This window comes from Marinomonas dokdonensis, assembly GCF_052747885.1.
On sequence record NZ_JBRAND010000001.1, the window covers coordinates 565496 to 578909 of the forward strand.

Annotated in this window: 12 protein-coding genes; 9 read left to right on the top strand and 3 right to left on the bottom strand. The window is 45.8% G+C overall.

Annotation, left to right across the window (positions count from 1 at the left end; all coding sequences use genetic code 11):
• The first annotated feature begins 134 nt into the window (after positions 1 to 134).
• The 4 genes from betI (at position 135) to choV (ending at position 3902) form a co-directional block, all read left to right on the top strand.
• Positions 135 to 737: a transcriptional regulator BetI gene (gene betI / locus ACUM5Y_RS02680; RefSeq protein ID WP_445975303.1), complete on the top strand. Its 603-nt coding sequence runs from the start codon at positions 135 to 137 to the stop codon at positions 735 to 737.
• Positions 738 to 844: 107 nt separating this feature from the next.
• Positions 845 to 1780 (top strand): choline ABC transporter substrate-binding protein, encoded by a 936-nt coding sequence (locus ACUM5Y_RS02685; RefSeq protein ID WP_445975304.1) that lies wholly within the window; start codon positions 845 to 847, stop codon positions 1778 to 1780.
• An 82-nt stretch (positions 1781 to 1862) separates the two neighbouring features.
• Positions 1863 to 2708 (top strand): choline ABC transporter permease subunit, encoded by an 846-nt coding sequence (gene choW / locus ACUM5Y_RS02690; RefSeq protein ID WP_445975305.1) that lies wholly within the window; start codon positions 1863 to 1865, stop codon positions 2706 to 2708.
• 3 nt (positions 2709 to 2711) lie between these two features.
• A complete protein-coding gene (choV, locus tag ACUM5Y_RS02695) occupies positions 2712 to 3902 on the top strand; it encodes a choline ABC transporter ATP-binding protein (protein WP_445975306.1) in 1191 nt (396 codons plus the stop codon).
• Positions 3903 to 3973: 71 nt separating this feature from the next.
• Here choV and ACUM5Y_RS02700 read toward each other — a convergent pair whose 3' ends face one another.
• Positions 3974 to 4381 (bottom strand): nuclear transport factor 2-like protein, encoded by a 408-nt coding sequence (locus ACUM5Y_RS02700; RefSeq protein ID WP_445975307.1) that lies wholly within the window; start codon positions 4379 to 4381, stop codon positions 3974 to 3976.
• Positions 4382 to 4545: 164 nt separating this feature from the next.
• Between ACUM5Y_RS02700 and ACUM5Y_RS02705 the strand changes: the two genes are divergently transcribed.
• From ACUM5Y_RS02705 to ACUM5Y_RS02720, 4 genes are read left to right on the top strand one after another with little or no spacing between them, the layout of a single operon-like run.
• The gene (locus ACUM5Y_RS02705) at positions 4546 to 5727 is read left to right on the top strand and encodes an ABC transporter substrate-binding protein (protein ID WP_445975308.1); all 1182 of its coding nucleotides are present in this window, start codon (positions 4546 to 4548) and stop codon (positions 5725 to 5727) included.
• Between the two features lie 45 nt (positions 5728 to 5772).
• On the top strand, positions 5773 to 6642 hold the full coding sequence (locus ACUM5Y_RS02710; protein ID WP_445975309.1) for a branched-chain amino acid ABC transporter permease: 870 nt from the start codon (positions 5773 to 5775) through the stop codon (positions 6640 to 6642).
• Positions 6639 to 9122, top strand: coding sequence for a branched-chain amino acid ABC transporter ATP-binding protein/permease (locus tag ACUM5Y_RS02715; protein ID WP_445975310.1), 2484 nt, complete (start codon positions 6639 to 6641; stop codon positions 9120 to 9122). The genes ACUM5Y_RS02710 and ACUM5Y_RS02715 overlap by 4 nt, the downstream gene beginning before the upstream one ends.
• On the top strand, positions 9122 to 10384 hold the full coding sequence (locus ACUM5Y_RS02720; RefSeq protein WP_445975311.1) for an amidohydrolase family protein: 1263 nt from the start codon (positions 9122 to 9124) through the stop codon (positions 10382 to 10384). The genes ACUM5Y_RS02715 and ACUM5Y_RS02720 overlap by 1 nt, the downstream gene beginning before the upstream one ends.
• Before the next feature lie 62 nt (positions 10385 to 10446).
• Here the strand turns inward: ACUM5Y_RS02720 and ACUM5Y_RS02725 are convergent, their stop codons facing one another.
• The gene (locus ACUM5Y_RS02725; protein ID WP_445975312.1) at positions 10447 to 11151 is read right to left on the bottom strand and encodes a GntR family transcriptional regulator; all 705 of its coding nucleotides are present in this window, start codon (positions 11149 to 11151) and stop codon (positions 10447 to 10449) included.
• Positions 11152 to 11477: 326 nt separating this feature from the next.
• Here ACUM5Y_RS02725 and ACUM5Y_RS02730 point away from each other — a divergent pair, with 326 nt between their 5' ends.
• Positions 11478 to 12761: an MFS transporter gene (locus tag ACUM5Y_RS02730; RefSeq protein WP_445975313.1), complete on the top strand. Its 1284-nt coding sequence runs from the start codon at positions 11478 to 11480 to the stop codon at positions 12759 to 12761.
• Between the two features lie 28 nt (positions 12762 to 12789).
• Here the strand turns inward: ACUM5Y_RS02730 and ACUM5Y_RS02735 are convergent, their stop codons facing one another.
• Positions 12790 to 13395 (bottom strand): LysE/ArgO family amino acid transporter, encoded by a 606-nt coding sequence (locus tag ACUM5Y_RS02735; protein ID WP_445975314.1) that lies wholly within the window; start codon positions 13393 to 13395, stop codon positions 12790 to 12792.
• Positions 13396 to 13414 lie beyond the last annotated feature (19 nt).

Sequence of the window (13414 nt, forward strand, 5' to 3'; positions counted from 1 at the left end):
GGCTTTTATATAAAAATCAGACAGTTAATTTTATTAGAACACTAATCTTTTTAAGCGATATAAGTTGACCTAATTCAGTAAAACAGCCTACCATAGGTTTTATTGAACAGGCGTTTAATAAAAAAGGAATCCCCATGCCGAAAGTTGGAATGCAAAAAATTCGTAAACCTCAACTCATTGAAGCCACTATTTCGGCCATCAATGAATATGGTTTTTCTGGCGCTACCGTTAGTATCATAGGCAAAAAAGCCAATGTCTCCCCCGCCATCATTAATCACTATTTTGGTGGTAAAAGCGGCTTGTTTGACGAAACCATGAAAAGCCTGATCGCAGAATTTTTCCAAGTCCTTAAACACGAACTCAACAAGTCTGAAAATACCACTGCCCACGCCAGAGTCATGGCCATCGTCAAAGCCAGTTTTAGCCAATCACAAACGCACCCTCAAGTGGTCAAAGCTTGGATTGGTTTTTGGGCCTCCTCCATGCACACAGAGTCTCTATTCCGCCTGCAAAGAGTGTATTCCAAACGTCTACAAACCACCTTGGTGGTTGAGTTGAAAAAAGAACTGGAAATTGATCACGCCCGCAACGTGGCGTCCACTGTGTGTGCCTTAATTGATGGCATGTGGTTAAGAGGGTCTTTGGATGGCGGAATTAATAAAGCCGTTACCATGCAACAAATACAGTATTACCTAGATCTCGTGATGAGACACAACCATACACTGCACCTGCAGTAGCACTTGGTTTAAAACTCATAAGCAATCTCGAGCGTATTTTTACGTTCAATAAGGCGTCATAGCAAACGTTCATCTCAACAGTATTCATAAAATTGAAAGGAGAAATTATGTTTAGCAAGACCAAAAAAACTGCCCTCGTCCTATCTATGGCCAGCATCTCAGGCTTAACCCTCGCGGCGGAATGTTCAACCGTGCGATTTTCAGACGTAGGTTGGACAGACATCACCGCAACTACGGCTGTTGCTAGTGAGCTAGTAGAAGGTCTTGGTTATGAAGCCAAAACCCAACTTCTATCTGTGCCTGTCACTTACACCTCTCTTGCCAATGGCGATATCGATGTTTTCCTAGGAAACTGGATGCCGACCATGCAAGCAGACATCGAGCCTTACCTACAAGCCGGTACGGTGGAAGATCTTGGGCCGAATTTAATGGGTGCAAAATACACCTTAGCCGTCAGCAAAGCGGCCTATGATGCGGGTGTAAAAAGTTTTGCGGATCTGGCGAAATACCGTAAAGAATTCTCTGGTCGTATCTATGGCATTGAACCTGGTAACGACGGTAACCGCATCATTCAAGACATGATTGATAATAATGCTTTCGAACTGGCCGATTTCCAATTGGTTGAATCCAGCGAAGCAGGCATGCTCTCACAAGTAAGCCGCAATTTACGTCGTGATAAGTGGATCGCGTTTTTAGGCTGGGCGCCACACCCAATGAACGCCAACTTTGAGATGGAATACTTAGATGGTGGCGATGACTTCTTCGGGCCTAATTTTGGTGGTGCCAATGTTCACACCAATGTCCGTAAAGGCTACTTACAAGAATGTGGCAACGTAGGCAAATTGGTCAGCAACCTACAATTCTCATTAGCCATGGAAAACGAAATCATGGGCGCCATTCTAGATGACGGCCAACAACCAGCGGCAGCAGCCAAAGCTTGGCTAAAAGCTAACCCTAGCGCTATCGAGCCTTGGTTAGAAGGTGTTACCACTCAATCTGGTGGCAACGGCCTGCAAGCTGTCCAGTCTCACTTGGGCCTATAAGCCTCCTGCCATGACTCAGCACAACTTTCTCAGCCTAAAAGCATTAGGCTGAGAAAGACTTTTACACCTTGGAGACACAATTATGAACTGGCTGACGGATAACAAAATCCCGCTTGGCGCTTGGATGGAAAATTTTGTGGATTGGCTGGTTGATGCCGCTGCTGCTTTTTTCGACCTTATTTCAATCACCCTAGAGACAATGATTGTCTCCATGGTCGACGCTATAGAATGGATGCATCCGCTGGCCGTCATTGGCGTTATTTTAGGGCTAGTTTGGTTTTTACATCGCAGCCTCGGCTTAACCATTTTCATAGCTGCTGCCCTTTTACTCATTATTAATATGGGTTATTGGGTCGAAACGTTACAGACCCTTGTGTTAGTCATCACAGCAACGACCATCAGTGTTTTAATTGGTGTGCCAATAGGCATAGCCGCTGCTCATCGTCCTTGGCTGTACACGATTCTGCGCCCGATACTGGACTTAATGCAGACCATCCCAACTTTTGTATACCTTATCCCTACCCTTATTTTATTTGGCTTAGGCTATGTGCCCGGATTGATTTCCACCATTATATTCGCCATCGCCGCGCCAATTCGCCTAACTTATCTAGGCATCAGCGAAGTGCCCAATGAGCTGCGAGAAGCCGGTTTAGCCTTCGGTTGCACCAAGTCCAAACTACTCTATAAAGTAGAGTTACCTTCTGCCATGCCTAACATCATGGCCGGTATTACCCAATGTATCATGCTGTCTTTATCCATGGTGGTCATCGCCGCACTGGTAGGGGCCGACGGTTTAGGCAAACCAGTGGTTCGTGCCCTAAACACGGTGAACATTTCCCAAGGCTTTGAAGCGGGTATCGCTATCGTTCTGGTGGCCATTATGCTCGATCGCATTTGTAAATCCCCAACCGCCAGAAAAGAGAGCTAAGCCATGCCTGTAGTAAGTATTGAAAATGTTGATATTGTGTTTGGTGAGCAACAGGCAAAGACTTTACCTCTAATGGATAAAGGACACAGCCGCGCTGACATTCTTGGTCTTACGGGGGATGTGGTCGGGGTACAAAACGCTTGTCTAGAAATCAATGAAGGTGAAATCTGTGTACTCATGGGATTATCTGGCTCAGGTAAATCCACACTTTTAAGAGCCATTAATGGACTGAACAAGATTGCTCGCGGTCGCTGTCTGGTTCGTGATGGTGACACCATGGTCAACATGGCAGATTGTGACGAAACCAAGCTGCGTCACATGCGCACCCATCGTGTCTCCATGGTTTTCCAGAGTTTCGCTCTTATGCCTTGGCTGACTGTACTTGAAAACGTGGCTTTTGGTTTAGAAATGCAAGGCATGGGCAAAACGGAACGACTTATTAAAGCTCGTGAACAACTGACCATGGTTGGCCTAGACCAATGGGCAGACAAGAAGCCAGATGAGCTCTCCGGAGGCATGCGCCAACGGGTCGGCTTAGCCAGAGCTTTCGCAATGGATACAGATGTATTGTTAATGGATGAACCCTTTTCAGCGTTAGACCCATTAATTCGCTCCCAGCTGCAAGACGAGCTTATTGAGCTACAACAGCAACTCAATAAAACCATCGTTTTTGTTAGTCACGATCTGGATGAAGCGTTAAAAATTGGCTCCAAAATTGCCATTATGGAGTCTGCACAAATTATCCAAGAAGACACCCCAGAACAAATCGTTCTTAATCCAGCGACACCTTATGTTGAGAAGTTCGTTGCTCACACCAACCCCCTCAATGTTCTTTGCGGTAACTCATTGATGACCCCAATAGATGAACTCAAGCAAGAAGACGGTAAAACCTGGGTGGATGATAATGTCTGGTTAGAAATCGTCGAGGGTAAATTTGTCGCCGCCCACAATCATAAAGGTAAGATTGATAGCGCGCTTTTCAAAGAGGGTGATGAGATCAGCAACTTGCCCAGCAACGCAGTGGTAAGCGCCCCTGAAACCATTGCCATGCGTGATGCAGTGGAGATTCGCTACCAGTGCAATCAATTCTTAGTGCTTGAGAAAGATGGTTTATGCACCGGTATTTTGACCGATAGCCGCTTTTACCATGCTCTCTTGGGAAAGCACTTTAGCATTGACCCAAGTATTCTTTAAAGCCGTTAGAGAGAACTTAGCAGCTAATCAAGGTTGGTTGCTAAGTTCGTTCCCATGCCATGGCAGCAGAATTAGTCTGCTGTAACTCGATTAATGCTCGGCTCTAAAATCCATTCTGCGCTGTCATTTAGCACATCCATTTTGGTAATCAAGCCGTCCCTTACTTCGAATCTATCCGTGTAACGGTTACCGTGAAAATCCCTTCCATCTGGCCATTGACCATATAAATAGCCAATCGAATACACTACACAATGGTCCTCTTTCTGAACCGCGTCATACTGCTTGATCTGCTTCTTTACCCAAGCATATCGAGATTTATTGAAAGCTGTAATGGCCGTTGCATCTTCCATGACCCGTCGACCTGTAAAGGTAATTTCTACCTCTTTACTCATAAAAGTTGCCGCCTTAATTGGATCAGGGGCCATTGAGGCCGCCAAAAAATTGCTAACAATTTCTACTGCCTTATCTAAATCATTCATAAAATATCTCCATAAATTAAATATTTGTTTATTAATAGTGCGTATATTTCAAAAACTGATACATAAAAGTGCAAAAAATCTTCTATTTGACCAATATTCTTTGGCATCGTAATTGCTAGCAATAATTAAACAATAGCTAGCAATTAATTAAAAGAGGGTATTTTATGAAGTTTAACAAAGTCACTAGAACCATGAAGAAAACCTTTTCCCTAGCCAGCGCCATACTGCTAGCAGGATCTCTTAACGTGCACGCTGCAGAGCCAATTAAAATCGGCCTAGTTGCTGCCCTATCGGGCCAATCAGCGAAATCTGGTGAAGCCATCACCCGTGGTCTTGCCATCGCTATTGACGAAATCAATGCTGATGGCGGCGTATTGGGTCGACCTCTTGAACTTATTCGACGAGATGATGAGAGTAATCCATCTAAAGGATTATTGGCGGCCAGAGAGCTGGTTCAAAAAGAAGACGTGGCAGTATTATTTGGTGGTCTAGATACGCCTGTATCTATGGCTATTGTGCCTTTAGCAAACCAAATGAAATTCCCATTCATGGGGGTTTGGGCTGCAGGTACTCCTATCACTCAAAATGGTGCGAAAGAGAACTATGTTTTCCGTGTCTCTGCCGTGGATGAAATTGTTGATGAAGCCTTGGTGCAATACGGCATCGACAAATACGCCATGAAAAAACCAGGCATGATTCTGATCAACAACCCATGGGGTGAATCAAACGAAGTGGGCTTTAAAGCCGCTTTAGAGAAACGCGGCATCGCTTACACAGGTATTGAGCGTATCGAATCAAGTGACCTTGACGTGGTACCACAACTGAGCCGTTTAAAAGAAAAAGGTACAGATACCCTATTAATGGTTGCCAACGTAGCACCTTCCGCACAAGTGGTTAAATCTCTTGAAAAAATGAACTGGGATGTACCTGTTGTTTCTCACTGGGGGCCTGCAGGAGGCCGATTTGGCGAGCTTGCTGGACCAACGGCTGATCGAGTGCACTTTATCCAAACCTTCGTGTTTACCGATATTACCTCAGGTAAAGGCGGCGAAGTGTTCTCCGCACTGCAAGCAAAATACCCTGAAATTAAAACCACAGCGGATGTTACCCCAGCCGTTGGTATTGCCAATGCTTACGATGCCATGCACCTAACGGCTATGGCCATAGAGAAAGCTGGTTCAACCAAGGGTAAAGATATTCGTGATGGTTTCTACAAAATTGACAGCTACGAAGGCTTAATTAAAAGCTTTAGCCAGCCGTTTAGTAAAGACCAGCACGATGCTATCGGGCCAAATGATTACGTCTTCACGCAATTTGTAGGCGATCAAATTTCTCCAGTTAAATAAACACGTATACGGGGCAAGGATGCCCCAGCTATTTGAGGTTCTAATATGTTAACCACTGCCATACTGACAGGTTTAGGCCTAGGGAGCATGTACGCCCTTCTCGCGCTTGGCTTCCACATCACCTATATCGTCAACAACACTGTGAACTTTGCCCAGGGCAGTGCCATGATGGTCGGTGCTGTCTGGGCTTACACCCTATGTATTACTTGGGGGCTACCTTATTCAGTAGCGTTTTTCTTAACCCTGCTCATTTGTGCCATATACGGTTTAGCCATAGAGCGTTTTTTGGTAAGACCTTTTGCGAGCAAAGGGTCAGAAGCTTGGCTGATGGCCACAGTTGCTGGCGGTATTCTCGTGGATAACATCACTCTATTTACCTTTGGTAAAGAACCACGTCAGTTTACCAGTGAGTTTGCCAGCTTAAATTTGCAGATTCTCGACACCAACATCAATATTTTACAGTTACTCATCCCCTTAGTGGGTTTGGCAATTGCCATTGGGCTCGTGCTGATTCGCCAGTACTCAAAGCTCGGTAAGGTCTTACAATCCTGTGTACAGAACCCTAAATCTGCTCAGCTTATGGGCATCAATGTCACCAAAGTAATTTCTATCAGCTTCGCCATTTCCACCTTATTCGCAGCCATTGCGGGGATCTTGATTGCGCCATTATTTGCAGTGCATTCAGACATGGGCACCCTATTCGGACTTAAAGCATTTGCCGTGGCGATTCTGGGTGGTATTGCCAGCGCCCATGGAGTGTTCGCTGCCGGACTCATTTTTGGTTTAACAGAAGCCATAGTCACCATTTACTTTGGTTCAGCGTTTACTCAAATCATTACCTTCTCTTTAGTCATTGTCGCTTTGGCGCTTAAGCCAAATGGTTTATTCGGTCGCGGGCAGGTTATAAAAGTATGATCAACAATCGCATGAAACAGTTTTTCTTTATCGGGCTATTTACTGTCTTTAGTTTCGCCCTGTGTTTTTTATTAGGCAGCTACTACCTACTGGTTTTTACCTTGTGCTTATTAACCGCTTTGGTGGGCATTGGCTTGAATGTCTTAATGGGTATGAGTGGACAAATTAGTTTTGGACACATTGCCTTTTACGCCATCGGTGCATACATCAGTGCATTATTGCTAATGAACGGTGTGCCTTTCCCTCTATCACTCTTGTTGGCAGCCGTCTTTAGTGGCGTCATTGGCGCGTTACTGGCCATACCGGCTTTACGTGTCAGTGGCCCCTATTTAGCCATGATTACCATTGCCTTCGCTTTTGTCATTCATCACAGTTTAATTGAATGGCGTAGTCTTACAGGGGGCGCTAATGGCCTAATGGGCATTCCTATGCCTGAGCTTGCTAATACCGATGCTAACCTGCTGCTAGCCTTAACAGCCTCATTCTTGGTTAGCATTGCACTAGTCGCTTACGCCTGCTTTTACAATAGTGGCTGGGGGAAAGCGATGCGTGCGGTGAAAGCCAGTCCAATCGCAGCGCGCTCCCTTGGCTTTAATCCCATTCAAACCAAGACTCTAGCGTTTGCTATTTCATCCGCCATCACGGGTTTAGCTGGGGCGATTGTACCGCCGTTGATGATGTTCATAAGCCCAAGTACTTTTCCGTTTTCCCAGTCCATTCTATTTGTATTGGTGGTCATCCTAGGTGGGACAGGCACCTTATGGGGGCCGGTTCTAGGCGCGCTGATTGTTGTCGTCTTGCCGGAAATGCTTTCTCCTTTAGCAGAGTATCGCTTACTTATTTTCGCGGCATTATTACTGATCGTTCTTTGGGGAGCCCCTCGAGGTATTTTAGGAGAACTGCAAAAACGCTTCGTTAAATTGCCTGTGGAGTTACCACCGAAACAAACCAATAAAGATTTAATCAACGCTTTCTATAACCGCTCTGACAATCAGATCACAGGTCTCGAAGTCAACGGAATTGGTATTCAATTTGGTGGGGTAAAAGCAGCCCAGAACGTTAGTTTTCATGCTAAGTTGGGCAAGGTAACCAGTATTATCGGGCCAAACGGTGCGGGCAAAACCACCGTATTAAACATGATCAGTGGTTTTTATCAGCCAGACCAAGGCTCTATCAACCTTGGGGAACAATTAGCTGGCCAAGGGGCCTATAAAATTGCCCGCTGTGGTATTTCAAGAACCTATCAAACCAGTCAGCTTTTTGACGATATGTCAGTAATAGAAAATCTGTTGTCTGCCATGCAAAAAGGTCAGTTAGGCCAACTTTTTCAGTCTGAGCAAAAAGGACAGAAAGAGCTTGCCCTGAATTTACTGTCTTTCGTCGGTTATCAAGGATCTATTCATACACCCACTCAAGATCTGCCTCATGTGGACAGACGGCTCGTTGAAATTGCTCGCAGTTTGGCCAGCCAACCAAGAGTACTTCTATTAGATGAACCTGCTGCAGGTCTTAGCCGTGAAGATACTGACAAGCTTGCGAAGCTACTATCTGCTATCGCTGAGTTTGGTATTGCCGTGATTTTAGTGGAGCACGACATGCCATTGGTGATGAGCGTGAGCGACCATATTTTAGTACTCGACGCTGGACAGCCAATTGCCAGCGGAGCACCAGAAGAAATTAAACACAATCAACGTGTTATTGCTGCTTACCTTGGTGGCACTGAATATCAGGCACAACCTAGAAAAACTCCTTGGCAAGGGGCAAAAGATGCGGTGCTATTCTGCAAAAAATTGAGTGTCGATTATGGCGCAGCCCCTGTTGTTAAAGAGGTAGATTTGGTTATTTACCCTGGAGAATTGGTCGCCATTCTTGGTGCCAATGGCGCAGGGAAAAGCAGTATTCTGCAAGCCTTAGCAGGATTGAAACGCCCTATCAGTGGACAGATTGGTTTGCATGACCAGTACATCCACCAGCTTCCAGCCAATGCTATTGCTCATTTAGGACTGGCACTGGTACCAGAAGGACGCCAATTGTTTGGCCAACTCTCGGTAAAAGATAACTTGATTATGGGGGCCCATTCTCGAATCGATACAGTAGATTATGAACAGGAAATTGCCGATATTCTCGAGCGTTTCCCAAGACTTAAAGATCGTATCCATTCTGAGGCTGGGCTTTTATCTGGTGGTGAGCAACAAATGGTTGCAGTGGGCCGTGCCCTCATGGCGAAGCCAAGTATACTCTTGCTAGATGAGCCATCTTTAGGGCTTGCTCCTGCCATGATAGGTGAGCTTTACGATGCGTTAGCGACATTACGAGATGACGGTGTCACCATACTACTGGTGGATCAAATGGCAAACCTTGCATTACAGATTGCCGACCGAGCCTACGTGCTTGAGACAGGCAATATCGTCAAAGCCGCCACCTCCAGAGAGTTGCTTGAAGATGCCAACCTTGCCCAAGCTTACATGGGGGGCGCTTAATGCTTTTAAAAGCAGAGACCATTATTTATAACGCCCGCCTAAAAGACAGTGACCAGTCTCATATGCTGATCATTAATGAGGGAAAGTTCACAGCGATTGAACGCCAAAGTGAGCCTCATCTGAGCGTAAAGAAATTACCTTATGAGGCGCACCATTATCTCGATGCTAAGGGGCAGTTAGTGCTACCCGGCTTAGTGGAAACTCATATCCATCTTGATAAAGCCTGCATTTCCTCACGTTGCTCTTTGCATAAAGGGACCCTAGAAGAAGCCATTCAGGAAACCACCCGAGCTAAGCAGTCTTTTGATTACCAAGATGTGTATAACCGAGGAAAGCAAGTCATCGAGAAAGCGATTCTACAGGGAACCAGCTATATGCGAACCCACGTAGAAATCGATCCAAATATCGGTTTAATCGGTTTCGAAGCCATCAAACAATTAAAACAAGATTTTAATTGGGCCATGGATATCGAGCTTTGCGTCTTCCCTCAAGAAGGTTTGCACAACAACCCAGGCACACTGGAACTATTGGAAGAAGCCCTTAAATCTGGCGCAGATTTGCTCGGTGGTTGTCCTTACACGGACAGCCATCCTCGTCAGCAAATTGAGACCCTATTTGAGCTAGCCAGCAAGTATGATGTGGATCTAGATTTCCACTTGGATTTCGATTTAGACCCTTCCGTCATGAGTCTGCCGGATATTGTCACCATGACCCAGCAGTTTCATTATCAACACAGGGTGACCGTCGGTCACGTTACTAAACTCTCTGCTCTACCCAAAGAAAGACTCCAGCAGATAGCGGAGGATATGGCCAATGCCGGCGTTCAGCTCACCTCTTTACCCAGTACCGATCTGTTTTTGACCGGTAGAGGGAGCGATTATAATATTCCTCGTGGCGTCGCACCGCTTCATAAAATAAGTCGATTCGGTGTCGTTTGCTCAATTTCCAGCAATAATATTGAGAACCCATTTACGCCCTTTGGGGATGCATCACAAGTTCGCCAAGCCAACCTATTTGCCAATATTGCTCAACTAGGAACGCCAGAGGATTTATCTCAATGCATGGCATGGGTAAGTGATGAGGCGGCGAAAATACTCAAGCTAAGCAAGTATGGTATTAAGCTTGGCAGCGCCGCCGACATTAACTTCTATCCAGCACAATCTATCATGGATGTTATTGCCGCCATCATTCCACCCAGCATGGGTATGAAGCGAGGCAAAATCACCTTTAATCGCCCTAGTCCGCAACTTATGACGCCATAAGGCACTAAGCCTCATAGAGACTATGAGGCTTAGTATTTTGTTCAAGAACCCTAGTAAGGCCTCTACAAGCTTTGCAGTGCCTTGGAGAGATCCACGTCGGAGCTCCCTTCTTCATCCAGCACTAACTCAGATTCTAGGTGGTAAAGGTGCTCCATCATGATCTCGACGGCTTTCTCTTGTTCACCTAGACGTAAAGCATCAATCACTCCTTGGTGCTCACCATGCTGGCAAGATGGCACATCATTACGCTGATAAAGTGCCACGATCAAAGAGCTTCTCACAATCAAATTATCAAAAATTTCTTTTAACACCTGATTCCCAGATATTTCCGCCAGTAGACTATGGTAGTCACTTAACTTTGCCACAATGGCTCGACGGTCATGGCCTTCAGTGGCCGCTTGCTCTGCTTGCATATGGGCTTCAATTTTTGGCCAGTTCTTTTCGATCTTATCCACTGAGATACTTTCAATAATACCCCGCTCGATAGCACGGCGTGCAGCAAAAATCTCTTTCGCTTCTTGAGCACTGGGCTGAGCTACAAAGGCCCCTCGGTTCGGTTCTATGGTTACAATGCGCATAAGTGACAAGCGTTGTAATGCCGCTTGAACATGGTTTCGGTTGACGCCTAATGCTTCGACTATTTGCGCTTCAACAAGGCGTTGCCCTGGCTTTAATTTATGCTGAGCAACAGCTTTGGATAACTTATCCATTATCTGCTGAACCGCTAATTTTTTATTAACACCTGTCTTTGTCTTGCTTTGCACCATGGAGTGAAACTGCCTTAATGTTACCTAACGAGTAAGATTACTGAATACCTATATGATCGAGCTACTAGTCGAAAGCCTTATTATATAAAGGATTAGCAGGCCATAGCTAGCGATACGCTAGCAATCTTTGAAAAGCAATTATGTATAAACTCAACCAATACGAACTTATGAATAAACTCGGACTTATAAAGTTGCCTTATGATTAATGGCTTATTCATAAAATCCCAGCAAAAACATTGCATTTAAGAGTTTGAAAGGTATAGTCTGCAAAAATTGCAACCTGCGAATTTCAATCAGAAAAAAGCCACCACCCCCAAGGAAACAGTATGCTTAAGCAAACCCTAGTGCCTATCTGGAGCCTACTCTTTGGTATTGCAATTTTAACCATGGCCAGTGCCCTGCAAAGCTCTTTGATTGGTATTCGTGCCTCTATCGAATCCTTCAATACCACGGCAACGGGTTTGATCATGTCCGCTTACTATTTGGGCTTTATTGCGGGTTCTTTATTGGTACCAGGTTGGGTGAAGAACGTCGGCCACATTCGAGTGTTTGCCGCTGTGGCTTCTTTAGCGTCCATCACGATTTTGATGCAATCCGTGATTGTCGATCCTTGGTTCTGGATGCTTATGCGTATGGGCACAGGCCTATGTTACGCCGGGTTATTCATTGTGACAGAAAGCTGGTTAAACGACATAGCCACTAACAAGACCCGTGGGCGCTTGTTTTCTATCTATATTATTGAGATTTGGGCCAGCCAAACTCTTGGACAGTTCTTGCTAAACACCGCCTCCCCTGGTGGTTTTGGACTATTCATTTTAACCTCTGTGCTTATCTCTTTAGCCTTGGTGCCCTTGTTGTTAGTTCGCACGCCATCGCCAACCATCAGTATCCCGGAAAAATTAAACATTATGGGGCTGATCAAAACTGCCCCCCTTGGCGCCACAGGGGTCTCCATTGCTGGCATTACCTCTGGTGCCTTGCTTGGTCTTGGCGCTCTGTATGCAAAAAGCATTGGCATGGGCATTGGCGAAATCTCATTATTCATTGGTGCCAGCTACATTGGCGGTATGATATTGCAGTGGCCGATTGGCCTATTATCGGATCGCCAAGACAGACGTGTCACCATTCTGTGGGTCGGTATTGTTGGTGCACTCACGGCCATGATTGTTCCTCTTGGAGCAGGTATGGATAACCGCATTGTGATGATGATAGGTATGTTTACAGTTGGGGCCTTTACCTTCCCTATGTATTCCTTGGCTTCCTCTCACATGAACGACCAGTTGCGCCCGGAGCAAATACTATCGGCCAGTAGCGGCATGATCTTATTGAATGGCTTAGGCGGTATGATGGGGCCTTTGGTGGCGGCATCGCTAATGGATATTTTTAGCATTCAAGCGCTGTTTTTATTCATTGCCAGCATGAACCTAGTAGTGGCCTTGATGGCCGCCTATCGAATTAACGTTCAGCCGCCTATGGTTATCGAAGATCAGGGTGATCAGATCCAAGTGGCCTTGGCGGTCAGCCCTGTAGCTACCGCAGAGATGTTGGTCGAAGCCGACTCTTCTACCCCAGTGGAAGAGGAAGTTCACGAAGTGGAAATTAAACTTTAAGCCCACCCCGCGACTCAGTCTTTCTTATTTATAGGGATTGAGTCGCGATCTTGGCAGCAATGCCCCAAATCAGTAAGGCATTGAGTCGATTAAACCACCGCCAAAACGCTGCCTTCTCAAGCCACCTTGCACACAGTTTCCCCACCATTGCCAACCCTAAAAACCAGACCAACGAGGCGCTGATACCGCCAAAAACAAACTCCCACTTGGTGTCTTGCCATTGGTTCGCCAAGCTGCCCATAAGTATCATGGTATCCAAATAAAAGTGCGGGTTAAGCCAAGTGACCGCAAGGCTCATTAGCAACAAGGGGCCCAATGGAAGACGCTTAGCCGACTGCTGTAATATTAGCTGTTCATCCAGAAACGAAGCGCGCCACTTGGTATAGGCAAACCAAGCCAGAAATAAGACACCTCCCCAGCGAGAGACGTCAAGAAGCCATGGGTTAGATTCAATCAGCAAGCCGACACCAAATGCCCCCATCATGATGGACAAAGCATCACTGAGCACAAACAGCAAAGCTAAAGGAAACGCATAGTGTCGTTTTAAGGACTGCTCTAATAAAAAGCTATTTTGAGCGCCCACAGCAACAATCAAGCCACCTCCCGTTATCGCGCCACTCATAAATGCCAACATACTCACCTCACTCAAAAAT

Coding starts and splice junctions, on each gene's coding strand:
- choW (WP_445975305.1), top strand. CDS start 1,863: ATGAACTGGCTGACGGATAACAAAATCCCGCTTGGCGCTTGGATGGAA.
- choV (WP_445975306.1), top strand. CDS start 2,712: ATGCCTGTAGTAAGTATTGAAAATGTTGATATTGTGTTTGGTGAGCAA.
- ACUM5Y_RS02725 (WP_445975312.1), bottom strand. CDS start 11,151: ATGGTGCAAAGCAAGACAAAGACAGGTGTTAATAAAAAATTAGCGGTT.
- betI (WP_445975303.1), top strand. CDS start 135: ATGCCGAAAGTTGGAATGCAAAAAATTCGTAAACCTCAACTCATTGAA.
- ACUM5Y_RS02715 (WP_445975310.1), top strand. CDS start 6,639: ATGATCAACAATCGCATGAAACAGTTTTTCTTTATCGGGCTATTTACT.
- ACUM5Y_RS02685 (WP_445975304.1), top strand. CDS start 845: ATGTTTAGCAAGACCAAAAAAACTGCCCTCGTCCTATCTATGGCCAGC.
- ACUM5Y_RS02700 (WP_445975307.1), bottom strand. CDS start 4,381: ATGAATGATTTAGATAAGGCAGTAGAAATTGTTAGCAATTTTTTGGCG.
- ACUM5Y_RS02735 (WP_445975314.1), bottom strand. CDS start 13,395: ATGTTGGCATTTATGAGTGGCGCGATAACGGGAGGTGGCTTGATTGTT.
- ACUM5Y_RS02720 (WP_445975311.1), top strand. CDS start 9,122: ATGCTTTTAAAAGCAGAGACCATTATTTATAACGCCCGCCTAAAAGAC.
- ACUM5Y_RS02705 (WP_445975308.1), top strand. CDS start 4,546: ATGAAGTTTAACAAAGTCACTAGAACCATGAAGAAAACCTTTTCCCTA.
- ACUM5Y_RS02710 (WP_445975309.1), top strand. CDS start 5,773: ATGTTAACCACTGCCATACTGACAGGTTTAGGCCTAGGGAGCATGTAC.
- ACUM5Y_RS02730 (WP_445975313.1), top strand. CDS start 11,478: ATGCTTAAGCAAACCCTAGTGCCTATCTGGAGCCTACTCTTTGGTATT.